Raw genomic sequence first — 23,733 nt, 5'->3', positions numbered from 1 at the left:
GATTTACAACTGCGAAAAATCGATTTACTCGTTTCTCATGCGGACAGAAATGCCTCTGTCCGCGCCTCGGGAGGAGGAGCAATGGCGCACAGGCAAGACCAGCAGCGGCGTGCGTCGATCCACGACGTGGCCAGCCGTGCCGGCGTGTCGGCGGCCACCGTCTCAAAGGTCATGGCCGGCGTCGCCACCGTGAAGCCCGAGAATGCGCAGCGCGTCTTTGACGCCATCGAACAGCTCGGTTACCGCGTCGATCCGCTGGCTTCCGACATGCGCCGGGCCAAGCGCCGCATCATCGGCGCCATCATGCCGGAATTCGAAAGCGAGTTCTTCGGCCAGATGGTCACCCAGCTCGAAAGCCTGGCCGAGCAGCGCGGCTATACGCTGGTGGCGGCGTCGAGCCGCGAATCCGAAGCCCGCGAAACGGAAATCCTAGCCCGTATGCATGACTGGCGGGTCGCCGGCGTGGTGCTGGCGCCGGTGCGCAACGAGCATGGCCCGGCGGCCGCCTTCATGAAGGCCAACGGCATGACCGGCGTGCTGATCGACCGCGTGCTGTCCGACGACGCCTTCGACACGGTGTCGGCCGACAGTGCGGCGGCCAGCGCCGAAGTGGCGCGTGAACTGATCGGCAAGGGTCATCGTCACATCCTTGTCGTCGGCCTTGGAGAGCAGGCGGCGACGGTGCGCACCCGTCTCGATGGGTTTCGCACCACCGCGCTGAACCTGGCGCCGGATGTGCGCATCGATGTCGTGCTTGCCGAAAGCGATGTCGAACCGCTCAGGGCACAGCTGCGTGATTACTTTGCAGAAGGCGAGCGCCCGACGGCGGTCTATTCGCTGTTCCTCAAGGGCACGCTGGTGGCGCTGTCGGAGTTCCGGCGGCGCGGCTGGCACTGCCCCAACGACATTTCGCTGGTCGGCTTCGACGACGCCGAATGGATGCAGGTGACATGGCCGGCCATCGCCGCCGTGGTGCAGCCGGTGCGCCAGATCGCCGGCCACGCCATGGAGGCGCTGTTTGCCCGGATTGAAGGCGAGGAGGGGCCGCCGACGGCACGTCTCGAACCTTGCAAGGTTTTGATGCGGGAATCCGTTGGCTCGCCAGGCAACGGCCCGCATTCCGCAAACCCGCAATAGAAGCTTCGGCGACAACAGCATCGCGACCGCGCGATCACAGAGGCTGAGATGAACACTTTTGGACTGCACACTTTCGCCATCGCCCCGGTCTGGGACCTCGACCTGATCGAGCCGCAAATGGAGCGGCTGAAGGGGTTGGGCATCGGCCTGCTCGAAATCCCGCTGCTGCGACCGGAAGAGATCGACACCAGGCGCACGCGCGCTTTTGCAGAACGCTGGAATGTCGAGCTTATCCCGTCGCTTGGCCTGCCGGCTTCACTCGATGTTGGCGCACGGCCGGACGAGGCGCTGGCCTTTCTCGAGCCGGCCTTCGGCGTCTGCGAGGCTGTCGGCAGCAACGCGCTGGGCGGCGTCACCTATGGCACCATCGGCAAGACGTCGGGACGCGCGCCAACCGAAGACGAGATCGACGGCATGTGCCGCTTCCTGGTGCGCGCGGCCAAGGCCGCCAAGGCGCATGGGCTGAAGCTCGGCATCGAGCCCTGCAACCGCTACGAGACGCATCTGATCAACCGCGGCATCGATGCGACGCGGATCATCGAACGCGTCGGCGCCGACAACATCTTCATCCATCTCGACACCTATCACATGCATATCGAGGAGGAGAGTTTCGAGGCCGGCTTCAGGGCGGCGGCGCCCTATCTCGGCTATGTCCACGTCTCGGAAGCCAATCGCGGCGTGCCGGGACGCGGCATGCTCGACTGGGCGGCCTGCATGAAGGCCATCGCTGACATCGGCTACACCGGCGCCATCACGCTCGAAAGCATGAACCATGTCGACGCCGACATCGCCGGCGGGCTCGCCGTCTGGCGCCCGGTGGCGGAGAACCCGGACGACGTCATCGGTGTCGGCCTGCCGTTCCTGCGCGAGGCGGCGAGGAAGGCGGGGCTGCAATTGGCGTGAGGGTTTCCTCGGATTATGTGGCTCGCCGCGCTGGGCGGCGGATGTAAGCAATAACATCAAAGCGTTAGCGCGTTGCTCTCAGCCCACAGTCCTGGGCCTGGCGCGCTTCCCGTCTCCGCGGGAAGGGAGAAGGGAACACGCCTCGGCCTTGGATGGCGGGAGAAAGTGGGAGGACCCTCACGCCATTCCGGGCTCCCGGCGCGGTCCCAAATGGCGCATCTTGCGGCCGATGATCATCAGCTGACGCGCCGTGTTGTTGCGCAGGCGCCGCACGCGCCATTCCAGTCCGGTTTCGGTGGTGATCTGCTTGGCGTAGAAGCTCACCCGCATGCCTGCCTTATCGGAGGCCACCTTGACCGGGTCGTCATAGAAAGCGCCGATCTTGTCAGCCGCCATGCCTGGTGTTTCCAGCCAGCGCGGAATGTGAACGGAATGGAGCTGATCGACATCGACCATGACCCGCCCGATGCCGACGCCCGGCGTCGGGCATGTCGTGTTGAATGCGTCGCCGATGAAGACGACGCCGTCGCGGCGATGGCCTTGTGTCGTGGTCAGATTGACCTGCCTGACCTCGACCGGGCTCGCCACCTCGAAGTTGCCGCACTGCGCCGCGATCTCGGGCATCAGTTCGCGAAGCATTTTCTGCGGATCGGCGCGGAAGTCCCGCGTCCATTGTTCGGCGACGGTGCGATAGACGAACATGTTCGCGCGCATCTTGTCGCCGATGGGAAAGACGGTGAGATAGGCGACTCGGTCAGAGGCTCGCTTGCCGTAGCAGGTGACGGCCCCAAAGGCGCAGTCACGCCGCGCAACAGCGAGGTCGAACCCCATCGACAGCGAATGCGCCTTCGACAATTCGACGCGCTCGACGCCGATGGCGCGCCGCACCAATTCGCTGTAGCCGGTGGCCACCACCAGCAGGCGGGCATCGATGACGGCGCCGTCGGCCAGCACAAGCCGCTGCCGGTCAGGTCCGGTCGAGACTTCGGCCACCTTGCCGATCGTGATCGGCACTTGCGGCGGCAAGGCATCGCGCAGGCCGTTGATCAGCGCACCATAGGAAAATGCGTACTCCCACTTCTTTTCACGGGCGAAGAATTGACCGAGGCGGAAGACATCAATGTCGGTAAACGGGGTGACGAGCGGCATGACCATCTTGTCGAGGCCGAGCTTCTGGAACAGCTGCATTTGATCCGCACCGATCTTCTCGGCCCGGAATTCGTCGTGATGAACGCGGTGCGGATCGATCAGCGCCACCTTGCGGCCGGCGTTTCCCAACAGCGTTGCCAGGGTGGTGCCGGCCATTCCGGCGCCGACGATCGCTACGTCGACTTCGGTCGGGCCAGCCGCGGCGGTGGTCATGTCTTTACCTTTCTGCTGGTCATCTTGCGCCTGCCACAATCTGCAGTGGAAATATCTTCCGGCCCCACATCAACCTCAAGCAACCAGCGCGGGTGGCTGGTAGTAACGATTGTTTACGTTAACGACGAACGCTTCTGTTTCCAGCGCGGCGCGATCGCCGAGCCATCGATGAATTCCAGGCCGCCCGCCTCGTTGAGCGTGTGCAGCTTGCGCCCATTCCATAGCGCCCCAGGAGTTAAGATGGTCTCGACGACTTGCTCCATGCCGTTCAAATCAAGGTGAGCGACGCGTGCGATGCCAAGGGCGGCGCCATAACTCCTGCGGCAATCCTGCACCGGGCGCAGCAATTGGCCGTTGCGCTCAACCATGCGGCCGGCCGGTCGCGCCGAGGCGATGTCGACCAGCACGGGGTTCTTGGGATGCGGTGTCCAGGGGCCGCGGAAGTCGGGCGCCGACCAAAGATGCAGCGCATCGGAGAAGGCGCCGCCGCCGTCCCTGACAGTGGCGAACAGCCACCAGCGCCCGCCATGCTCGACCAGAGTGGCGTCGCTGGCGACGATGTCGGACAAGAGCGTGGCTTCCTTGACCCATCCGCCGGGGAAGGCGGTGGCGCGATAGAGATCGACTGTGCGGTTGGCGCAGCTTTCCGGCACCATCCAGACCTCGCCGTCGCGCTCGAAGACAAAGGGGTAGGAGAGGTGGTAGGGCAGGTCGAGCACAGGCTCGGGGCGGCCGATCGGCCCCGCCGGGCCGAACGGCACGGCGGAGATGATGGCCCGGCCCAGCCGGTGGATATAATCCTCGACGAACAGGGTCACTTGTCCCCGGTACAGGATCGGGAACGGATCGGCGTAGAAGCGGCTGCCGTCGTCGGGCAGCACCTGCCAGCCGGCTGCCGGATGGACGCGCAGGTCGAACAGATCCTGCCCCTTGGTCTCGCGCCAGCCGACCTTCCAGTGCGGGGCATTGTAGCAGAGATGGTAGATCTTCTGGACGATGCGCCGCGCCAGCGCCTTGCCTGCCCTGATGCCGAGTTTGGTGGGCGAGGGTATCTGCGGCGGGGCACCGGCTTGCGCCGGTTCGGGCAGCACCGGCAGGGCGGCCCGCGCCGCGCCATTCACTGCCGAGGGGGGCATTGCCGCGAGGATCAGGCTTGCGGTGCGCGCGAGCATGTCCTGGAAGGAGGCCAGCGCGATGCCGCCATATTCGGTGCCCAGGCGCCCTTCGGCAACGCTGGCGCCGCTCTCCTCGACGCGGGCAATCGGGGTGCGGCCGTCCAGGATCAGCGCCAGCAAGGCTGCTTCGCCGGCGGCGCCGTCATAGGTGACGCGCCAGACCCGCGTTCCTTCCAGCCTCACATCGCCGCAGAGGTCGATCACCAGATCGGGAGAGGCGGGCGGCTGCGTCCGATAAGGCGCCAGCGCCGACAGCGGCAGGCGCTTGGCCAGTCCGTCCGCCGGCAAGCCATGGATGGCTGTCTCAAGCTGGAAAAGCGCGGCAGCGCTGCCCGGAATGCCGCCCCCGGCCGGCCTGGCATCGACCGACATCTCGACCTGCGCCAGTGCCGCCAGGCGCTGCAGCAGCAGCAGGTGAAAAGCACGGACGCATTCGCTGTCCAGGCGCAGGCTCACTTGCATGTCGCACCCCTAGCATCTTGATCGGTGTCTGGCCGGTGTTCGAAAATGGGGCAGGAGAGATGGCCGCACGGATGGTCTGGACTGATCTGCTGCCCCATTTCCATCCGTCTCCTGTTCACCGGCGCCGTGTCGACATGCACGTGCCTTTATCAGGCAAACTCCGTGCCAAAAATCAGAAGAGCTCTCAACATAATTAACAGTGTTTTAACAGTTGGAGGAATAGCTAGGTCGAAGCTGCAATTTACACTTGCAGGCACACGGAGTGTTGTCGGAGCGACCGTTGCAATCATCCCTGCTCTCGTTGCCGCAACAACCCGCTCCGGAGGCGATGCAATATGCCGCCCCGGAGCCAGTGCCGACGGCGTCCTGTGCATCCTCGACCGTCGAGCTGGGTGACCTGAAGCGCATATTGGTGCGCCGCCGTTTCCTGATCTTGTTGACCGCCGCGCTGCTGACCCTCGGGGCGCTGGCCTATGGCTTGCTGACGCCGGCGCTCTACAGCTCGGTGGCGGAAATCCTCATCGATCCGCAAGACCTGCAAGTGGTCACCAACGACGTCAATCCGAGCCGCGTTCCGCCCGATGGCGGCATCACCATGGTGGAAAGCCAGGTCAGCGTCGTCCAGTCGACGGGTGTCCTGCTCAAGGCCATCGAGGCGACCAAGCTGACCGAGGATCCGGAATTCAACGGGCAGGGCGGGTTGGTGAGCCGTCTGCTCGGTGGCTTGCTCGGCTCGGGGTCGGCCGAAACCGACAGGACGGGCAAGACGCTCGATGCGCTGCGCCGTCGGCTGGCGGTTAAGCGGGCAGACAAGGTGCTGGTGCTCGACGTGATCGTCACCGCCAAGAGCGCCGACAAAGCGGCGAAGCTCGCCAACGCCATCGCCCAGGCCTATCTGGCCGATCAGGCGAGCGCGCGCGCCAAGATGGCCACGGACGCTTCCGATTCCATCACCGCGCGGCTGGAGGAGCAGCGCAAGCGCGTGCAGCAGGCCGAGAACGCCGTCGAGGCCTACAAATCCGCCCACAACATGGTGATGGCGGCGGGCAATCTGGTCAGCGACCAGGAACTGACCGAGATCAACACGCAGCTTTCGGCGGCGCAGAGCCGCACCGCGGCGCTGAAGGCGCAGGTCGACCAGCTGCGCCGCTCCGGCGGCGCGCCGGACGCCACCTCGGAAGCGATGCGCTCGTCGGTCATCTCGAGCCTGCGGGCGCAGGAAGCGACGCTTGTCGACCAGGTCTCGCAGCTTGGCACGGAACTTGGGCCGCGCCACCCCTCGATGATCGCCGCGCAGCAGCAGCTGCGCGACACGCGCGCCCTCATCGCGCGCGAACTCGGACGCATCGGCGCCGCCGCCGAAACCGACTACGAGCGGGCGCTGGCAAACCAGCAGGCGCTGGAGGCCAAGGTCGCCGGCATGAAGAGCAAGTCGCTCGACACCGACCAGGCCTCGGTCAAGCTGCGCGAATTGCAGCGCGACCTCGAGGCGGTGCGCTCGGTCTACGCCACCTATCTGCAGCGGGCGCAGGAAACGCGCGAACAGATCAATGTCGACAGCACCAATGCGCGCATCATCTCCAATGCGATGCCCGCCCTGAACAAGAGCTGGCCGCCTTTGCCGCTGCTGGTTTTCGGCGCCCTCTTCGGCGGGCTGGGACTGGGCACCGCGCTGGCGCTGATCGCGGAATATTCCTCGCCGACCGTGCTTTCCAGCGCGCAGATGCAATCGGCCATCGACGCGCCGGTGTTTGGCGTGCTGCCGGCAAAGGCAGGCAGTGGCCGCCGCTGGTGGCCTTTCAGCGGCGCCGCCGCCGCGGCCGGGCAGAAGACGGATGCGGTCGCGGGCCTGGCGCTGAGGCGGCTGTTCGCCTCCAGCCGGCGTCCGCCGAACTGGCCGCTGGTGCCGTCCATCCTGCTGACGTCGCCGCCGGAAGACGCCGCGCATCGGGGCCGGGTGGCGCGCCTGCTCGCCAATGCCGCGGCCGCCAGGGGCAGTCGCGTCCTGTTCATCGACACCAATGCCGTCAGCGGCAAGAAGGAGCCGCAGCCCGGCCTGCTCGACGTGCTGCGCGGCGAATATGCCTTCGAGGCGGTGAGCCAGCACACCGCCGGCAGCAATGTCGCGGTGCTGGGTAGGGGCCGGCAAAAGGCCGTCTTCTCCGAGGCGCAGGGCGTCTACTTCACGCAGCACATGCTGGCCCAGGCCGGCCGCAACTTCGACCTCGTCGTCGTCGACGGCGGCGCGCTGGCAGACAATCTCAATGCCTCGCCGCTGGTCGCCATGGTCGACGAGATCGTGATGGTCGCGACGCTGAACTCGACGCCGATGCGCGACGTCACGGCGGCCTCGCAGGCCATTTCCGTCATGGGGCGGCTGCCGACCGGCGCCTTGCTGGTCGACGAGGCGGCCTGACATGGCCGCGACCGGGACCGACACCCGGACAGCCAACCCGGCGGCCGGCTGGGCCGGTTCCGATCAAGTCCGCGCCGGCGATTCCGTCGACTGGATCACGCGCTTCGGCCTGGTCGCGACGGTGGCGCTGCTGTTCGCCATCTCCGGCGGCATGCTGTGGCTGGTGGGCTACAATTACGACGGCCTGACCGGCAACCCGGCGACCAAGATCCATCCGTCGACCTATCTGCTCGTATTGGTGTTTGCCTGGCGCGCCTGCACCTTCGGCAACCCGGTCGGCTATATGGTGGCCGTCGCCGACCGGCGGCCGGCCAGCACGCTGATGGCGGTCATCTCGATCGTGCTCTTGGTGGTCGTCGTCGCCAGGCAGCGTCCCGGCATGGCCGGCATGGTCGACACGTTCGTGGCGCCGGCGCTGCTGGTTATGATGCTGGCCGAGGACGACGAGAAGACATTCGCCCGGATGCAGACCGTCGTTCACGCCATCATGACCGTGAACGCGCTGCTCGCTCTGTTCGAGTTCGCCACCAAGACGCTGCTCTTTCCCTATCGCCTCGACGGCGAGGCGTTCATGAGCGACCTGCGCTCGACGGCGCTTCAGGGCCATCCGCTGTCCAACGCCACGGTCACCTCGATCTATGTGCTGGCGCTGCTCTCCGGTTCGAGATCCCTGTCGATGCCGGTGCGGCTCGGACTGATCGGCCTGCAATGCGCGGCCCTCGTCGCCTTTGGCGGCCGCTCCGCGATGGTGCTGACGATCGTGCTCGGCGGCTGCTACCTGCTCGTCCAGGGGCTGCGCGGCTTGCGCACGGGGCGCGTCAACCTGCTCGGCGCGGCGCTCGGCCTGATCCTTGCCGCGCTGGTGCCGGTCGTCATCGCGGTCGCGGCGGCATACGGCTTTTTCGATGCGCTGCTCGAGCGCTTCGTGTCGGACTCCGGCAGCGCCAATGCCCGCGTCGAGATGTTCGAACTGTTCAAACATTTCGAACTGCGCGACCTGATCGTGGGGCCTGACATCGACCTCATCGAGAGCCTGCGCCGCATCAGCGGCCTCGAGCAAGGCATCGAGAACCCGATCATCCGCATGGTCCTCTACCAGGGCGCCTTCTTCACCTTGCTGCTGTTCGTCGGCTTCGCGCTGTTCATGCACGAAGTCGCGCGCCGCTGCCATGCCGGCATCTGGCTGCTGATGTTGGGCTGGCTGATCCTGCTCAACACCTCCGAAAGCCTGGCGTCGAAGACGACGCTGATGACCAAATTCGTGGTGATCGCGCTGGTGCTTTATAGGCCGGCAAGGGGTGTGGTGGGGCAGAGGGTGCAAGCCGGGCGAAGGTAGCGCCGTAGAACGCGACGATTGCCTGTGTGGAACGGTGGGTGCCTATCCCGGCATCACCAACCCAAGCGCCTCGACCATCGCCGGATCCAGCGCGCGCGTGGTGTCGTCCATCATGCCCATGCCGTCGAAGAGGTCCCAGAAGGCCCAGGGGAAGCCGGCCGCCTCGGCGCTCTGGCGGACATCGGAAATGTAGCGGGCGCGGTCGGGGTTGGGGGCGGCGGTGTAACGGGCGTCGGTGCGCAGCGCGCCGAATTCGCCCATGATGACACGCTCCGGGGCAACACCGTGACTATCGGCCCAGTCGCGCGCCTGGCTGAGATATTTGTCGATGAACCAGCGGTCTGGCCGGGCGTCGAAATAGACTTTCAGCACGCGCTCGGTTTCGGCATAGGCGGCCTGCTTGTCCGCTTCCGAGGTCTCGGTATCCTGCGCCATGCGCGTTCTGACCGAGGCGAGCGTCGCGTCGAGCGAGCCGGCGGAGGCCGGCCACGGCACATTGTTCAGCGAGCGGTAGACCGGCTCGCGCATCCAGGGCGCGCCCTGATGGCTGAACAGATAGGGCTCGTAAAAGTGGAAGGTGAACAGGATCGGCTCGAAGGATGCCAGCGGCGCCGGATCGAGTGCCGCCAGCCCGCTCACCATCGAGCCGCAGCCGCCGGTGACGACCAGCGGCAAGGTCCGGGCTGACGCCCTGGCCGCGGTCAGCAGGGATGCCTGGACCTGCGCCCAGACGTTGGAATCGCAGGATTGCGCCGGTTCGTTGACCGGTTCCAGCGCCACCATGCCCGGCGTGAACCGGTCCAGCCTGCCGGCAAGCTCGCCGACCAGCGCCCGGTAGAGGCCGAAGGCCGGAGCCTCGGTGCTGGAGACCATGCGGTCGGGGTTCCAGTAATGCGTGGCGCCATTGGCCTGGACGTTGACGATGATGCCGAGACCGGCGGCGAGCGTGGCGGCGACGGCGGCGTCCAGCATGTCCAGCAGCTTGCCGCGCGTGGCGTCGTCTCCCGCCAGGAACGGACCGGGATCGACGGGCAGGCGGATGAAATCGAGCCCGGTGGCGCGCAGCCGACCAAGGTCGTCCGGGGTCGGCACCGGCCGCTGCGACTGGAAGGGCGGCCAGTCATAGTCGGTGCGCGGCGCGGGAAATTCGCGTGTCAGCGCGAACCAGGGCCAGGCGTTGACGCCACGGCGGAAACGCCATTCACCACTTGCCGCTCGCGCGGACGAAAGCGGCGCCAGCGCGGCAGGCACCAGCGCTGTCGACAGCGCGGTGGTGAGAAGCCGCCGGCGCGACCAGCCCGTCATACCGCGCCGGGCGAGGGGCGGTCGATCGCGGCCGTTCGGGCCGATGTGACGCCGAGAAGCCGGTAGGCCTCATTCTCGTAGGCCAGAAGCACATCCTCCCAGCGGAAGGCTTCGCGCGCGCGCGTCCTCGCGGCCTCGCCGCAGGCCTTGACCAGCGCGTCGTCCTCCATCGCCTGCTGCATCCGCTCGGCGCAGCTTTGCGTATCGGTGAAATAGATGGCGGCGGCTCCGGCGACCCATTTGTTGTAGGGATTGTCGTGCGCGATCACCATGTTGCCGGCGGCCAGCGCCTCGACCAGCGACGGGTTGGTGCCGCCGACCGTGTGGCCATGCATGTACGCGCGCGCATGGTACCGCAGCGCCTTCACCGCCGCCTGGTCGTAGATGGCGCCGGGCAGGACCACCGAGGCGTTCGCTGCCTTGCGGACCGCGACATGATAGGGGATCTGGTCGGACAGCGTGCCCAGCACCACCAGCTTCATGTCGCGCTTGCGACTGCAGAAGGCTTCGACGATCGGCAGGATGCTGTTGTCGGGCTCGATGCGGGCGATCGAGATCAGGTATTTTCCGGGCTCGAGGCCGAGCGCGCGCACCGGCGCTTCGGGTGCCGATGTCACCGGATCGGCGCCATAGGCGATGGTGGAAATGGCGCTGCGCGGCCGGCGCGTCGCCAGGTGATCGGCAATGACCGGATGATCGGCGACCAGCCGGTGCGAAGCCCAGGCGCCGATCCACTCATTGAGCCAGAACCAGGTGCGCGCCGCGCGCCCCCATTTGGGGCGGCGCCACTCGATACCGTCCATATTGGTGATGACCTTGCGCCGCATCAGCCTGAGCCAGGTCAGGAAGACCGCGCCATTGTAGCCGAGCACCAGGCAGACGCCGGGCCGGCGCGCAGCGTCGAGCACGCATTGCCAGTCGAATTCCAGCGTCGCGCGCGGGCCTTTCGAGGCGACCTGGACGTGGATAAGGTCGATGCCGCGCCAGCTGTCGAGGCGCACCCTCTGGTCGACCCGCTCGACCTCTTCCTGGCAGTAGACGCCGACCTTCCAGCCGCGTGCGACCAGAAAAAGCGCCAGTCTCTCGGCGAAGGTCTCGAAGCCGCCATGGGCCGCGGGGATGCCGCGCGTTCCCAGGATCAGGATGGAAGGCTGTTCCGGTTTCATGGCTGCTGGCGCTTTCAAATCCGTCCGACCCGCTGTGGAAGGCTGTCCCGTCTCGGCCTTGCAATAAGCCTGCCAGGCCCGATTCCAGCCATTGTCGCATTCGGGTTGTAAAATATTTGTTCCAGCCGCCGGAGTTGTTTCACTATCGGTCAACTTTCCGAACGTATGTGTACCGAAACGAGGCGATGCCGGGGCCAGTCGGCCCGCTAATGGATATAAATGGATATATTAGCCCGGCATGAACCTTGCTGATGGACTTCTGCGCGCCGGAAACGGCGGAAGGCGTGCAGCGTTGGTGTGGTGAACCGGAACAGATCCGTTTCATGACCGCACTGAAAACCAGTGAAGTCCAAAGGGGTGTTGGGCTTGACGTTTCCGATCGCCGGTATGGTCAGGCGGCGGAATTGTCACACCACCGCTGGCAGAAAGATGCGCGTGAAGATGCGGATTGCCTGCATCCATCAGGGGTACGAACTCTACGGCTCCGACCGCAGCTTCGCGGAGAGCGTGGCGGCGCTGCGCGCCGCGTTTCCGTCGGCCGACATCGAAGTGGTCCTGCCGCGCAGCGGACCGATCGTCGAAATCCTGAAGCCTCATGCCAGCCGCATCGTCTTCGAGCCGCTCTGGGTGCTCAGGCGCCAGGCGGTGCTGAGGCTGGCGACCATCGAGATGGCGCGGCTGCCGGTCGCGCTGTGGCGGGCATGGCGGCGCCTCAGCGCTTGCGACCTCGTCTATGTCAACACTTCGATCGTCGCCGATTATGCGCTGGCCTCGCGCCTGCTGCCTTCCAAGGCGCTGCTGCACATCCATGAAATTCCCGAAGGCGTGCTGCGCCGGATCCTCGTCGGGCTCATGCACTGGAGCCATGCCGATCTCATCTTCAACTCGAAAGCGACGCGCGACACGTTCGGCGAGCCCAGATCCGCGCGCTCCTACGTCGTCTATAATGGCGTTGCCGGTCCGGCGTCGGCGGAGGCGATGACCTATGACGGCAAGCGCCCGCTGCGGGTGCTGCTGCTTGGCCGCGTCAACCGGATCAAGGGCCAGGAAGTGCTTCTGGAGGCGATCGCCTCGCTGCCGGCCGAAGTCAAGTCAAGGATCGAGGTGCGGCTGGTCGGCGGCGCCTTCGAAAGCGTCGAGCGCGAGCGCGCCCTGGCCGAACTGGTCGAAACCATGGGGCTGGCCGGACAGGTCAGCACCTTGCCTTTCATCCCGGACCCTTCGGAGCATTATCGCTGGGCCGACATCGTCACCGTGCCGTCGCGGCGTCCGGAATCGCTCGGCCGCGTCGCCATCGAGGCGATGGCCTATGGCCGGCCGCCGCTGGTGTCGGCGATCGGCGGGCTGGTCGAAGTGGTCGCAGACGGAGAGACCGGCTGGCATGTTCCGCCAGGCAATGCAGCAGCGTTGGCCGCGAAGTTGCAGGAGATCATCCTCGCCCCTGAAGCCTGGCGCGGTTTCGTCGCCGCCGGGCGCAAGCGCTACGAGACGGTGTTCAGCGAACCGGTCGCAGCGGCCGCGATCGCGGCGATCGCCGCCGACAAGCTGAAGGCTGCCATCGCAAGGCCGGGCCGGACGGCCAGCACCCGCCAGGCGGAGACAAGGCCGTGAAGTTCCCCCTCCATCTGGTGCGGCGCCTCGTGCTGATGATCGGCGGCGAGGCGATGCAGAGCGGCTTTCATTTCGCCCTCAACATCGCGCTGTTGCACATGTTGTCGGCGCAAGGCTACGGCCTCTTCGCCATCGCCATGGTGATGGGCGGCGTCGGCCTGTCCTACATCAGATCGCTGACCGCCGTTCCCGCCTCGATATGGATGGGCAAGAGCACCAACAGTGCCGGCGTCGATGCTCATGACGTGGCCTTCGGATCCGCGGCGCTGGTGGTGGCGCTGCTGATGGCCGTCGGCACGGTTATCCTGATGCGTCTCCTGGGCGACCCGAGCGGCATCGCGGCCGGCTGCTTTGTCGGCGCCTGGTCGCTGCGCAGCCATATGCGTACGGCATTCTTCGCGCGCCGCCAGCAGGTGATCGTCTCCGTCAGCGACGCGGCTTTCACAATCGCCGGCACCGTGTTCGCCGCCCTGGCGATCTGGTTCGCCGAGGCCGCGCTGCAGACCGTGTTCTATGCCCTTGCCGCGGCCAATGTGATCGGCATCCTCGTGCTGGCCCGGCTGGCGCCCCGCACGCTTCGCATCAGCTTCCGCATGCCGACGCGGCGGCGCTATACCAGACTCTGGCGCCAGCTGTGCTGGTCGGCCTTCAGCGCGACCACCACCAACATCCAGGGGCAATGCCTGGCTTTGCTGGTCGCCGGCATTGCCGGACCCGCGGCCTACGCGCCGCTGGCGGCGGTGATCGTGCTGTTCGCGCCGCTGCGCATCATCAGCCTTGCTTTCGTCAACATGACGCAGCCGGAGCTCGCCAAGCTGATGCGGCACAATGAAACGCGCCGCGTCTGGTCGCAGGCGAAGATCTGGTCGGTCGTCATGGGGCTCGGCGGCCTGGCCTATGGATGCGCCATCCTGTTCGTCCTGCCGATGATCAAGTCCCAGGCCCTGCAGGATGCCTCGGTCGAGTTCATCGGGCTTTTCGTGACGGTCAATTTTATCCCGATCATGCTCTACATCATGCCCCGCATCGTCCTGGAGATATTCGGTGATTTCCGCATCGTCGCCTTCATCACCATGGGCGGCGCCATCGTCGGGCTGGCGCTGATCGCCATCCTGCTGGCCGTCGCGTCCCCACCATGGGCGCTGCTGGGCTCCGCGGTCTCCGAGACCTTCGTGCTCGCGGCATCATGGTATTTCGCGCACCACCGCATGTGGAACATCGAGCATCCGGACCAGCAGCGTAACAGCCGTTTGGGCTCCTGGCGGCGGGCGGTCACGTTCGCCGCGGTAAAGCGATAGGAGATGGATGTGGCTGGCCAGGTGGTACAAATTGCTGCGGTGGATGACGGCTTGCCCGTAGGGGAAGCCTCCCGTCCGGTGACCGTCCCCGCGAACGATGCGTACACGGCGCGATTGCACACAAGCCTTGAAGCGGTCAGGCCGCTCTGGCTGCGCTTCCAAATGGACGGTGTCTGCACCGCCCACCAGCATTTTGCGTGGGTGCAGGGGATCGTGGCGCGGCTGATGCCGGCAGGCGCGGAGCCGCTCATCGTTGAAGTGAACGACGCGGTGACGGGCGCGCCCTTGATGCTGGTGCCGCTGATGCTGCGATCAGCCTTCCAGCATCGGGTGATCGAGTGGCTGAGCTGTGGCGTGTGCGACTATTCGGCACCGCTGCTGGCCGATGCGGGTGCGTGGACCGCCCAATCGGCGCAGGCTGCGTGGGCGGCGGTGCGTTCCGTGCTGCCGTCGGCGGATCGCTTCCATATCACGGGAATACCGCAGCAGATCAGCGGCGTCGCCAATCCCCTGGCCTTGCTGACGACCACGCGCGATTCCGTCCAGACCACCTTCGGTCTTGCCATCGACGGCGACCCGGAAACCGTGCTCAAGCGTCTCTGCAGGCCATCTTTCGCCAAGGAATTCGGCAAGGACTGGCGCCGGCTCGAAAGGCTCGGCGATGTGGAACTCGTCCAGGCCGGTTCGCCTGACCAGGTGGAGGAAATCTTCGGCGAACTGGTCCGGATGCGGCTCAGCCGCTTCCGCGAGCTTGGCCGCTTCGACCTGCTTACGCAGGAGGCGGTTGTCGATTTCTACCGTGAAGCGGCCATCCAGGGCTTGTCGGACGGCTCGGTGCGGCTCTTCGGGCTGCGCGTCGGCGGCTCCCTGATCGCGGTTCAATATCTGCTTGTCCATCAAGGGACTGTTCATGCTCTGCTGATAGCCATGGACCAGAGCGTCGTGCCCAATGTTTCACCCGGACTGGCGATCATTGGCAGGTTGATGAGTTGGGCACGCGAGCAAGACTTCGGCTATTTCGACCTGTCGGTCGGCAACCAGAGCTACAAGGAACATATGGGCGCCAAGGGTTCGGTTCTTGTGGAACTCTGCCATGGGTACACGATGCGGGGCAGGGCGGCGAGCAACGCCATCGATCTACGCAACCGGACCGAGGCCTTCGTGCGATCCAAACCACGGCTGCTCAATGTGGCCCAGAGACTGATGCGAGGTTTGCGGCGTTCGCGTGGAGGACGTTGAGAGCAGGCCTGAACGACGGGAGAAGTACGTGGCAGGCCAGGCAGTGCGAATAGTCGCGGTTGGGGATGCACCGGACCAACCTCTTTCCCCAATTATCGCCGGTTGGGGCGCCGCCGCGCGCTTTGCCGCGCGGCTGCACACCAGCTTCGATTCCGTAAGGCCGCTGTGGTTGCGCCTCGAGGCGACCGGCTTGTGCACGGGCCATCAGGGCCTTGCCTGGGTGGAAGGGATCGCAAACCGTCTGATGCCCAAAAGCGCGGAACTGCTGGTCGTCGAGGTCAACGACGCCGCAACGGGCGCGCCGGTCATGCTGTTGCCGCTGATGCGCCGCCGGGCCATGGGCCATTATGTGATCGAATGGCTGAGCTGCGGCGTGTGCGATTATTCCGCGCCGCTGCTGGCCGATGCGAGGCCCTGGACCACGCAGAGCGCCGACGCCGCCTGGGCGGCGGTGCGCGCCGTGCTGCCGCCGACGGACCGCTTCCACATAGCGGGGATTCCGCGAGAGATTCACGGCGTCGCCAATCCGCTGGCGCTGCTTTCGCAGGCGCGCGATTCCATCCAGATCGCTTCGAGCCTGGCCCTGAGCGGCGATCCGGAGACGCTGATCAAGCGCATCTGCAAATCGTCCTTCGCCAAGAATTTCCACAAGCACTGCCGCCGCTTCGAACAGATGGGCAAGCTCGATCTGGTCGAAGCCGAGACGCCCGACATGGTGGAGGCGCATTTCGCGACGCTGCTCGAGCTCAGGCTCAACCGCTTCCGCGAACTCGGGCGCTTCGACCTGCTGACGCAGGCGCCGATCGTCGAATTCTACCGCAATGCCGCCCTGCAGGGCCTGTCCGACGGCTCTGTGCGGCTGTTTGGGCTGCGTGTCGGTGAAGCCTATCTCGCCGTCATGTACGTACTTGTCATGAAGGGCACCTTGCACGCGCTTTTGCTCGGGATCGATCACGACGCGGTGGCCAACGCCTCGCCAGGCCTGACGACGATGGGCAAGCTGATGATGTGGGGGGTGGCGCAGGGGCTCGACTGTTTCGACCTGTCGGTCGGCAGCCAGGGCTACAAGCAGCACATCGGCGCTTCGAGCGCGGTGCTGGCAGAATTGTGCGAGGCGGTGACGCTGCGCGGCCGGGGCTCGACCACCTTTATCCAGTTGCGCGGCAAGACCGAGCTTTTCGTGCGCTCCAAGCCCGGGCTGTACAAGGCCGTGCAGGGCGTGATGCGGCGATTTCGGCGATTGAAGAATTGAAGAATTGAAGAACGGCTCCCGAAGCGGCTTCGGGAGCAGGAATTGATGGCCGTGCGCCACGACGTGACGGCTCACAGCGGCTCGGTGTCGAAGAGCAGCATCGTCACCAGATCGTCATCCCCGGCGAATTTGCGCCGGTCCTCTGCGCAGGCGCGGCCGATCTCGCTGGCAAAGGCTGTGCGAATGGCCTCCAGACTGTCGAAATAGAGGATGGCGACCCTGTAGGGCGTCTCGCCCGGCAGGACGTTCATGACCGGCGACCGGCTGATCTCGTAGCGATGCAGTCCGGGCAATTGCTTGGCCAGCGGCACGTGAATGTCGTGGTAGTGACGCTCGAAGGCCGCCGGATCGGCGGGGGTTTTGTAGATGACAAGCATCTTGGCCATGGTGGTGCTCCCTGTTTGAGGTGATCGCGCCTCGTCGGCGCCGCACCAATGTCGTTCGCCGGAAGCGGATTTCGACAGGGATGCGGGTTTTCGCGAGACCAACGGCATGGGGCCGGCGCCAGGAGACGTTCCGCGCCTCGCCATCTTGGCCGCCGGCCGGTGCCTGCGGCTGCGCACTTGATCCATGTCAAAGCGGATCGGCGTCGATGCTTTTATCTGGTTCAGTGTCTTGGGAAGGACACAAGGCGGTGGGTGGTTCCGGACCGGCAAGTTGAAAACAGCTCCGGTCCGGACTGCCTGTCCCTAGCCATGGCCGATGCTTCATGTTTTGATTCAATCCCGCGGGCAAGCACCTTCAAAACTCTGGCAGAATTTAACCGAACTGCAACTCACGATCTGTACTAGGTTGTGTGAGGGCTAAGAAACCAAGGGCTTGCAATGCCATCAATTGTTTCCCGTTTCATGCGAGATGAAACCGGTGCTACCGCCATCGAGTATGGCCTGATCGCCGCCCTCATCGCGCTCGCCATCATCGCCGGCGCCGGTGCGCTCGGCAATGCGATCAACGCCAAGTTCACGAAAATCGGCAACACGCTCAACAGCAGCGGGTCGTAACGGTCGGCCACGGTCGCCAACCCGCGAAATTGACAGGACAGTTCGTCTCCGTCATCCTTGAGCCAGTCGCCTGATGTGTCAGGGCGACCGAGGGCAGCGTCATGTTCAGTCCCGTCACCAGCCAGAATGCCAAGCGCGCCGCGGTGCGCAAGGCGCTCGACGCCCACAAGGTCTACATCACCGCGCAGAGCTTTTCTGACGGCGCCTACCGCGCCCGCGTGCTGGTCGACGGTGAGGCCTATTGGGTGGATGAGTTCCGGCTGAGCCAGCTGCAGCAGGGCCTGTCGCCGGCCGAGCTCGAGCTGACGCCGGCCGCCGACGATTGACAGCGTGACTTCCATCCGTTCCGGAACGCGGCGGTTGCTCCTGCTTGCCAAGCGCTTCGAGCGCTGACCCATGCCCGCTCCCGCCAAACTCAAAACCTATCGCGCCAAGCGCGAATTTTCCAAAACGCCGGAACCGGCCGGCGGGCTGATCACTGGCGACGACAACCGCTTCGTCGTCCACAAGCACCACGCCACGGCGGATCACTACGATCTGCGCCTGCAGGTCGGCGACGTGCTGAAGAGCTGGGCGGTGCCGCGTGGGCCCTCGCTCAATCCGGCCGACAAGAGGCTGGCGGTCGAGACCGAGGACCATCCGCTCGAATATATCGATTTCGAGGGCGTCATTCCCGAGGGGGAATATGGCGGCGGGCCGATGATCGTCTGGGACACCGGCACCTGGGCGCCGATGGACGATGTCGAGAAGAGCCTGCGCACCGGCGCTTTCAAGTTCCGGCTGGCCGGCGAAAAGCTCAATGGCGGCTGGATGCTGACCCGCCTGAAGCCCAAGCCCGGCGAAGACGAGAACAAGAAGAACTGGCTGCTGTTCAAGGAGCGCGACCTCGCCGCCGACACGGCGCTGAATATTCTGGAGGCGCGGCCGGAAAGCGTGAAATCCGGCCTGTGCATCGAGGAACTGGCGGCCGCCGCGAAACCGCCAGCGAAGTCCGCGCCAAAGCCGGGTTCCCTGAAGCCCGGCGAACTGCCAGGCGCGATGAAGGCGCCGGCGCTCAGCCGTATCGAGCCGCAGCTGGCGACGCAGGCACTGAAGCCGCCGGGCGGCGAAGGCCCTGCCGAGAACACCAACGAACTCTGGCTGCACGAGATCAAATTCGACGGCTACCGCACCATGGCGCATCTGTCCGACGGGCAGGTGCGGCTGATCACCCGGGGCGGCATCGACTGGACGAAGCGCTATGGCGACCTGCCGCATGCGTTCGCCAAACTGCCGTGCCGCGAGGCGATCATCGATGGCGAGATCGTGGTGCTCGACGCCAAGGGCATCAGCCGCTTCGCGCTGCTGCAGGATGCGCTGGCCGAAGGCGCCGGCAGCAAGCTGCATTTCTATGCCTTCGACCTCCTGCATCTCGACGGCTGGGATTTGCTGAAAGCACCGCTCATCCGGCGCAAGGCGCTGCTGGCTGAGCTGCTTGGCGGGCTCGGGGCGAATTCCGCCATCCAGTTCTCCGACCATGTCGAGGGCTCGGGGCAGGGCCTGTACGACCAGGCGACGGAGCTCGGGCTCGAAGGCGTCGTCTCCAAGCGCGCCAGCGCGATCTACCAGAGCGGCCGCACCAAGAGCTGGACCAAGTGCAAGGCGCTGCAGAAGGACGATTTCGTTATCGCGGGTTACACGGTTTCCGACGCGGCGGAAGGGCTGGCGGCACTCGGCATGGCCGAGTGGGAGGACGGCGAGCTGCACTATCGCGGCAAGGTCGGCACCGGCTTCGATGCCGAGACGGCAGCCGACCTGCTGGCACGGCTGGAGCCGCTGACATCCGGCGCCACGGCGCCGGAAGGCGTGCCGCGCGAGATCATGCGCGAGATGCATTGGGTGAAGCCGCTGTTCTCGGCGCGCATCCATTACGCCAACCGCACGGCGGACAATGCGTTGCGCCATGGCGTGTTTCGCGGTCTCAGGGATGTCGGCCTGTCGACGCCGGTCTCGGCCAAGCGCAAGCGGCTGATCTCGGAGGCGGATCTTGCCACCATCTGGGTGACCAATCCGGAGCGGCGGCTGTTCGGCAAGACGGGGCCGACCAAGCTCGATATCGCCGTCTATTACGCGCTGGTCGGCGACTTCATGCTGCCGCACATCCTTGGCCGTCCGGTGTCGCTGGTGCGCTGCCCGACCGGCCTGCCAAAGGATTGCTTCTTTCAGCGCCACGCCTTCACCGGCATGCCGCCTTCGGTGGTGACGTTCCAGGCGACCAATTCCGAGGGCGAGACCAAATCCTATCTCTCGGTCGAAGGGGCAAAAGGCTATCTGGCGCTGGCACAGTTCGGCGTCGTCGAGTTCCACACCTGGGGCACGCACCGCACCAGCCTCGACAAACCCGACCAGATCGTCTTCGACCTCGATCCGGGCGCGGGGATTTCCTGGCGCGAAGTGGTGGAAGCCGCCGTCCACATCAAGGGCGAGCTCGAGGGGCTGGGGCTGGTGCCGTTCGCCAAGACGTCCGGCGGCAGCGGCATCCACATCACCGTACCGGTGACGAAAAAGCAGAACTGGAAGAAGCTGCACCAGGCGACCAGCGCCATCTCCACCCATCTGGCGGCGACCGCGCCCGACACATTCACCACCACCATGGGCAAGGAAAACCGCAAGAAGCGCATCTTCATCGACTACCACCGCAACGCCCGCGGCCACACTTCCGCCGCGCCCTATTCGCTGCGCGCCCGCACCAATCTGCCGGCCTCGACGCCGGTGAGCTGGAGCGATCTGGAGGCGATCGATGCGCCGCAGGACCTGAATTATTCCTCGCTGCCGGGGCTGCTGGAGACGTCGGGCGATCCCTGGGCGGATATCGAGGATTTTGCGCGGGATGTGCCGACCCATCTTTCGTCATCCTAGGGTCTGCGCCGCGTCGCTTCGCTCCTTGCTCCGCCCTAGGATGACGAAGAAATGGGGCGCTTGTCGTTGTCAACCTCTGTCTAGGCCAAGGAGTCCAAGTCCATCGACGCTTCATACAATTTGAATTATCCTCCGCCCGCGACCCTCCAGCGCCCTAAAACACTTCGTCAGGGATTTGCCAGTATCTTGCGGGGTCGGTGTAGGATTTGCGCAGCCTTGTTCGTCCTTCGGACGAAAAGCGCTGAGCAGTATCAGTGCATGGCCGCGTAGGAGTGTATCATGGCGCCCAGGGCAAGTTGGAAGGGTTATCTCAAGCTCAGCCTCGTCAGCTGTCCGGTCCGGCTCTATCCGGCGACGACGACCAGCGAGCGCATCTCGTTCAATCAGCTGCACAAGAAGACGCATAACCGCATCAACATGAAGCCGGTCGATCCCGAACTCGGGCTCGTCGAGCGCTCGGACCTGGTCAAGGGCTACGAGTACGAGGACAAGCAGTACATCATCATCGATGATGCCGACCTCGACGCGGTGCGTATCGAATCCAACCACACGATGAACATCGAGGCCTTCGTCGACGAGGGCGAGGTCGATGTCATCTACCAGGACGCGCCCTATTACCTGGCGCCGGACGGGGCGATGGCCGAGGAAACCTTCGCCGTGCTGCGCGAAGCCATGCGCAAATCCGGCAAGCTGGCGATCGCCCGGCTGGTGCTGTCCAGCCGCGAGCGGGTGGTGACGATCGGCGCGCGCGAGAACGGCATGTTCGTGTGCACGTTGAGGAACCCGAACGAAGTGCGCGGCACGGCTGAATATTTCGGCAACATCCCGGCCGGCAAGCCCGACCCGGAAATGCTCGAACTGGCCGAAGCGCTGATCAAGCAGAAGGAAACCACCTTCGATCCGAAGGATTACGAGGACCGCTACGAGATCGCGCTGATGGCGATGATCCGCGAGAAGCTGAAGGGCCACAAGCCGATCATCGCGGCCGCCCCCGAGCGTGGCAATGTCATCAATCTGATGGATGCGCTGAAGGCCAGCCTGTCGCAGTCGAAGCCGCCGGCCAAGTCGAAGAGCAAGGCCGACGAAGTGGTGGCCAAACCCGCCGCCAAGAAGGCGGCAGCGGGCGGCGCGCCTGAGAATCCGCTGAAGGCCAGTCTGCTCAAGGCGGTCGGCAAGAGCAAGAAATGACGGCACCGGCCGTTTCGGTTCCGGGGGCCGTCTTCGGTACCATCGGCGCGCTGGCGGCATTTCCCTTGCGGCTCGCCGCGCGGGAGGTCGAGCGCCAGCACGGCCAGCTGAGGCGCGGCATCACCAGGCGCACGACGCATGTCGTGTTCGGCCGCGCGCTGCTCGCCAAGGCCGGATTGACGAAAAACGGCGATGTCGGGATCGAGCGCCGCGTCGCCGTCGAGCGCGCGGCCGGGCGCACGCTGATCAGCGAGAACGGTTTTTTGCGCCTGCTCGGCCTGATGAAGGCGCCGGAGGCGTCATCACTGTCGCGGCAATCGCTGATCGAGCAATCGCGACTGTTGGGCGCCGACCTCGACCTGCTGTCGCTGTTCGATGCGTTCGAGCATGATTGCGAACCCTATTCCTTCCGCGACCTGATCCTGGCGCGCAAATATGCCGGGCTGGTGGCCGGCGGCGCGACCTGGGGCGCGATCGCCCGCTCCGTGCACCGCTCCGGTCCGGTCGCCTCGCTCACCGCCAAATCGCTCAACGTCGGCTCGCAGCACGGCCGCCCCGACGCAATCTATCTCGAAGGCGGCCAGAGCGAGCTCGACGGGCAATTGCTGTTCGATCTGGGCGCCGCGGCACAAGGCGACGACACGCTGGAAGATTTGTTCGCCGAGGCCGAAGCGGCGGAGGAGGGCGGCGACCACGAAGGTGCTGCCGCACTTTACCAGCGCTGCCTCGCCATCGACCCCAGCGACGCCATCGCCGCCTTCAACCGCGCCAACTGCCTGCGCGCCGGCGGCCACGCGGCGGATGCCGCGCATGACTATGCCAGGGCGATAAAGCTCGATCCGGCCTTTGTCGAGGCCTGGTTCAACCTCGCCGGGCTGATGAGCGAGCAAGGCCGCGATGCTTCCGCGCGACGGCATTTGCAGAGGGCGATCGCGCTCGACAGGAGCTATGCCGATCCGGTGTTCAACCTGGCCAGGCTGGAATTCGACGCCGGCAATCTGCCCGAGGCGCGGCGGCTGTGGGTGCGGTATCTGGAGCTCGACGCGGAGTCCGAATGGGCCGGGGTGGCTGCCAAAGGCGTGCAGTTCGTGGATATGCAGCTGGCACGGACGGCGGGGTGAGGGGGATCAATGGTCGCGCTTGAACACCCCCTTCTGTCCTGCCGGACATCTCCCCCGCAAGGGGGGAGATTGCGCGCTCACCCGCTTTCGCCAATCTCCAGCGCTGCAAAGGTGGGCCGGGCGTGCGAGCTGCCGATCTCCCCCCTCGCGGGGGAGATGGCCGGCAGGCCAGAGGGGGGTGTGACGGAACGCGGCCTTTCCGGGAAGACCGCCCCATGACCAGCTTCCTCTTCGATGGCTTCGACACCGCTCCCGTCACCATCCTGCTCGCCCATGGCGCCGGCGCTTCGATGGATTCCCCCTCGATGACCGCCACCGCCAAGGCGCTGGCCGCCGCCGGCTTCCAGGTCGCGCGCTTCGAATTCCACTATATGGCTGCGCGCCGCTACGGCCAGCGCAAGCCGCCGCCGCGTGCCGAGACGGTCAACCCGGAATATATCAAGGCGATCGCTGATCTCAGGGCCAAGGGCGTGACCGGGAAGCTTATCATCGGCGGCAAGTCGATGGGCGGGCGCGTCGCTTCGATGGTCGCGGACGAGATGTTTGCCAAGGGCGAGATTTCAGGGCTGGTCTGTCTCGGATATCCCTTCCATCCGCCCGGAAAACCCGACCAGCTGCGCACCAAGCATTTGACCGGGCTGAAGACGCCGACGCTGATTTTTCAGGGCACGCGCGACGAGTTCGGCACGCGCGACGAGGTGGCGGGTTATGGGCTGTCCGATGCGATCGAGGTGATCTGGCTCGAGGATGGCGACCATGATCTCAAGCCGCGCAAGAGTGTGTCGGGATTCTCGACGTCCGATCATCTGAAGACCATGGCGGAGACGGTGAAGGCTTGGGCAGGCCGGATCGCCTCCTGATCC

Annotated in this window: 19 protein-coding genes; 14 read left to right on the top strand and 5 right to left on the bottom strand. The window is 65.5% G+C overall.

Translation table 11 applies throughout. The features are described 5' to 3' along the window. Positions 1-81 precede the first annotated feature (81 nt). Positions 82-1,137, top strand: a complete 1,056-nt coding sequence (locus tag AB4Z43_RS16210) for a LacI family DNA-binding transcriptional regulator (RefSeq protein ID WP_202362113.1) — start codon at positions 82-84, stop codon at positions 1,135-1,137. 48 nt (positions 1,138-1,185) lie between these two features. Continuing rightward, complete coding sequence (locus tag AB4Z43_RS16205) at positions 1,186-2,040, top strand: sugar phosphate isomerase/epimerase family protein (RefSeq protein ID WP_441938375.1); 855 nt, start codon at positions 1,186-1,188, stop codon at positions 2,038-2,040. Between the two features lie 177 nt (positions 2,041-2,217). Here the strand turns inward: AB4Z43_RS16205 and AB4Z43_RS16200 are convergent, their stop codons facing one another. Together AB4Z43_RS16200 and AB4Z43_RS16195 are read right to left on the bottom strand one after the other, a co-directional pair. Beyond that, positions 2,218-3,402: an FAD-dependent oxidoreductase gene (locus AB4Z43_RS16200; protein WP_064986094.1), complete on the bottom strand. Its 1,185-nt coding sequence runs from the start codon at positions 3,400-3,402 to the stop codon at positions 2,218-2,220. A gap of 113 nt (positions 3,403-3,515) precedes the next feature. Beyond that, positions 3,516-5,039, bottom strand: a complete 1,524-nt coding sequence (locus tag AB4Z43_RS16195) for a glucosamine inositolphosphorylceramide transferase family protein (protein ID WP_441938372.1) — start codon at positions 5,037-5,039, stop codon at positions 3,516-3,518. A 328-nt stretch (positions 5,040-5,367) separates the two neighbouring features. On the opposite strand from AB4Z43_RS16195, the gene AB4Z43_RS16190 reads away from it, so the two are divergent. Further along, on the top strand, positions 5,368-7,455 hold the full coding sequence (locus AB4Z43_RS16190) for a GumC family protein (RefSeq protein ID WP_441938370.1): 2,088 nt from the start codon (positions 5,368-5,370) through the stop codon (positions 7,453-7,455). Position 7,456: 1 nt separating this feature from the next. After that, complete coding sequence (locus AB4Z43_RS16185; protein WP_441938368.1) at positions 7,457-8,791, top strand: VpsF family polysaccharide biosynthesis protein; 1,335 nt, start codon at positions 7,457-7,459, stop codon at positions 8,789-8,791. Positions 8,792-8,833: 42 nt separating this feature from the next. Here AB4Z43_RS16185 and AB4Z43_RS16180 read toward each other — a convergent pair whose 3' ends face one another. Both AB4Z43_RS16180 and AB4Z43_RS16175 read right to left on the bottom strand, forming a co-directional pair. Then, positions 8,834-10,096 (bottom strand): glycoside hydrolase family 5 protein, encoded by a 1,263-nt coding sequence (locus tag AB4Z43_RS16180; RefSeq protein ID WP_441938366.1) that lies wholly within the window; start codon positions 10,094-10,096, stop codon positions 8,834-8,836. Next, on the bottom strand, positions 10,093-11,262 hold the full coding sequence (locus AB4Z43_RS16175) for a DUF1972 domain-containing protein (RefSeq protein ID WP_240564470.1): 1,170 nt from the start codon (positions 11,260-11,262) through the stop codon (positions 10,093-10,095). Before AB4Z43_RS16175 ends, AB4Z43_RS16180 begins: the two co-directional genes overlap by 4 nt. 441 nt (positions 11,263-11,703) lie before the next feature. Here AB4Z43_RS16175 and AB4Z43_RS16170 point away from each other — a divergent pair, with 441 nt between their 5' ends. Genes AB4Z43_RS16170 through AB4Z43_RS16155 form a run of 4 tightly spaced genes read left to right on the top strand, consistent with a single transcriptional unit; the run spans position 11,704 to position 16,662 of the window. Next, on the top strand, positions 11,704-12,873 hold the full coding sequence (locus AB4Z43_RS16170) for a glycosyltransferase (protein WP_441938614.1): 1,170 nt from the start codon (positions 11,704-11,706) through the stop codon (positions 12,871-12,873). Next, positions 12,870-14,171 carry a hypothetical protein gene (locus tag AB4Z43_RS16165; protein ID WP_441938364.1) on the top strand — a complete coding sequence of 434 codons (1,302 nt, stop codon included), beginning with the start codon at positions 12,870-12,872 and terminating at the stop codon, positions 14,169-14,171. The genes AB4Z43_RS16170 and AB4Z43_RS16165 overlap by 4 nt, the downstream gene beginning before the upstream one ends. Before the next feature lie 3 nt (positions 14,172-14,174). Further along, on the top strand, positions 14,175-15,410 hold the full coding sequence (locus tag AB4Z43_RS16160) for a GNAT family N-acetyltransferase (protein ID WP_441938362.1): 1,236 nt from the start codon (positions 14,175-14,177) through the stop codon (positions 15,408-15,410). Between the two features lie 28 nt (positions 15,411-15,438). Then, complete coding sequence (locus AB4Z43_RS16155; RefSeq protein ID WP_441938360.1) at positions 15,439-16,662, top strand: GNAT family N-acetyltransferase; 1,224 nt, start codon at positions 15,439-15,441, stop codon at positions 16,660-16,662. A 71-nt stretch (positions 16,663-16,733) separates the two neighbouring features. On the opposite strand, the gene AB4Z43_RS16150 is transcribed toward AB4Z43_RS16155, so the two are convergent. Beyond that, positions 16,734-17,048: an EthD family reductase gene (locus tag AB4Z43_RS16150; RefSeq protein WP_019859524.1), complete on the bottom strand. Its 315-nt coding sequence runs from the start codon at positions 17,046-17,048 to the stop codon at positions 16,734-16,736. 438 nt (positions 17,049-17,486) lie between these two features. On the opposite strand from AB4Z43_RS16150, the gene AB4Z43_RS16145 reads away from it, so the two are divergent. The 6 genes from AB4Z43_RS16145 to AB4Z43_RS16120 all read left to right on the top strand — a co-directional run bounded on the left by AB4Z43_RS16145 (position 17,487) and on the right by AB4Z43_RS16120 (position 23,730). Next, positions 17,487-17,663, top strand: a complete 177-nt coding sequence (locus tag AB4Z43_RS16145; protein ID WP_019859523.1) for a Flp family type IVb pilin — start codon at positions 17,487-17,489, stop codon at positions 17,661-17,663. Between the two features lie 101 nt (positions 17,664-17,764). Then, positions 17,765-17,989 (top strand): hypothetical protein, encoded by a 225-nt coding sequence (locus AB4Z43_RS16140; RefSeq protein WP_019859522.1) that lies wholly within the window; start codon positions 17,765-17,767, stop codon positions 17,987-17,989. A gap of 70 nt (positions 17,990-18,059) precedes the next feature. Next, the gene (gene ligD, locus AB4Z43_RS16135; protein ID WP_441938357.1) at positions 18,060-20,561 is read left to right on the top strand and encodes a DNA ligase D; all 2,502 of its coding nucleotides are present in this window, start codon (positions 18,060-18,062) and stop codon (positions 20,559-20,561) included. A 279-nt stretch (positions 20,562-20,840) separates the two neighbouring features. Next, positions 20,841-21,749 (top strand): non-homologous end joining protein Ku, encoded by a 909-nt coding sequence (gene ku / locus AB4Z43_RS16130; RefSeq protein ID WP_019859520.1) that lies wholly within the window; start codon positions 20,841-20,843, stop codon positions 21,747-21,749. After that, a complete protein-coding gene (locus AB4Z43_RS16125; RefSeq protein WP_019859519.1) occupies positions 21,746-22,870 on the top strand; it encodes a tetratricopeptide repeat protein in 1,125 nt (374 codons plus the stop codon). The genes ku and AB4Z43_RS16125 overlap by 4 nt, the downstream gene beginning before the upstream one ends. Positions 22,871-23,085: 215 nt before the next feature. Continuing rightward, positions 23,086-23,730, top strand: a complete 645-nt coding sequence (locus tag AB4Z43_RS16120; RefSeq protein WP_441938354.1) for an alpha/beta hydrolase family protein — start codon at positions 23,086-23,088, stop codon at positions 23,728-23,730. Positions 23,731-23,733: the final 3 nt, after the last annotated feature.

It is taken from the genome of Mesorhizobium sp. 2RAF45 (assembly GCF_052115225.1).
Taxonomy (GTDB): domain Bacteria; phylum Pseudomonadota; class Alphaproteobacteria; order Rhizobiales; family Rhizobiaceae; genus Mesorhizobium; species Mesorhizobium jarvisii.
The sequence above is the reverse complement of the archived record's forward strand: the minus strand, read 5'-3'. Positions and strand labels throughout refer to the sequence as shown.

Excerpts from the sequence above, each read along its gene's own strand:
- AB4Z43_RS16210 (WP_202362113.1), top strand. The coding sequence starts at position 82 with ATGGCGCACAGGCAAGACCAGCAGCGGCGTGCGTCGATCCACGACGTG.
- AB4Z43_RS16205 (WP_441938375.1), top strand. The coding sequence starts at position 1,186 with ATGAACACTTTTGGACTGCACACTTTCGCCATCGCCCCGGTCTGGGAC.
- AB4Z43_RS16200 (WP_064986094.1), bottom strand. The coding sequence starts at position 3,402 with ATGACCACCGCCGCGGCTGGCCCGACCGAAGTCGACGTAGCGATCGTC.
- AB4Z43_RS16195 (WP_441938372.1), bottom strand. The coding sequence starts at position 5,039 with ATGCAAGTGAGCCTGCGCCTGGACAGCGAATGCGTCCGTGCTTTTCAC.
- AB4Z43_RS16190 (WP_441938370.1), top strand. The coding sequence starts at position 5,368 with ATGCAATATGCCGCCCCGGAGCCAGTGCCGACGGCGTCCTGTGCATCC.
- AB4Z43_RS16185 (WP_441938368.1), top strand. The coding sequence starts at position 7,457 with ATGGCCGCGACCGGGACCGACACCCGGACAGCCAACCCGGCGGCCGGC.
- AB4Z43_RS16180 (WP_441938366.1), bottom strand. The coding sequence starts at position 10,096 with ATGACGGGCTGGTCGCGCCGGCGGCTTCTCACCACCGCGCTGTCGACA.
- AB4Z43_RS16175 (WP_240564470.1), bottom strand. The coding sequence starts at position 11,262 with ATGAAACCGGAACAGCCTTCCATCCTGATCCTGGGAACGCGCGGCATC.
- AB4Z43_RS16170 (WP_441938614.1), top strand. The coding sequence starts at position 11,704 with ATGCGGATTGCCTGCATCCATCAGGGGTACGAACTCTACGGCTCCGAC.
- AB4Z43_RS16160 (WP_441938362.1), top strand. The coding sequence starts at position 14,175 with ATGGATGTGGCTGGCCAGGTGGTACAAATTGCTGCGGTGGATGACGGC.
- AB4Z43_RS16150 (WP_019859524.1), bottom strand. The coding sequence starts at position 17,048 with ATGGCCAAGATGCTTGTCATCTACAAAACCCCCGCCGATCCGGCGGCC.
- AB4Z43_RS16145 (WP_019859523.1), top strand. The coding sequence starts at position 17,487 with ATGCCATCAATTGTTTCCCGTTTCATGCGAGATGAAACCGGTGCTACC.
- AB4Z43_RS16140 (WP_019859522.1), top strand. The coding sequence starts at position 17,765 with ATGTTCAGTCCCGTCACCAGCCAGAATGCCAAGCGCGCCGCGGTGCGC.
- ligD (WP_441938357.1), top strand. The coding sequence starts at position 18,060 with ATGCCCGCTCCCGCCAAACTCAAAACCTATCGCGCCAAGCGCGAATTT.
- ku (WP_019859520.1), top strand. The coding sequence starts at position 20,841 with ATGGCGCCCAGGGCAAGTTGGAAGGGTTATCTCAAGCTCAGCCTCGTC.
- AB4Z43_RS16125 (WP_019859519.1), top strand. The coding sequence starts at position 21,746 with ATGACGGCACCGGCCGTTTCGGTTCCGGGGGCCGTCTTCGGTACCATC.
- AB4Z43_RS16120 (WP_441938354.1), top strand. The coding sequence starts at position 23,086 with ATGACCAGCTTCCTCTTCGATGGCTTCGACACCGCTCCCGTCACCATC.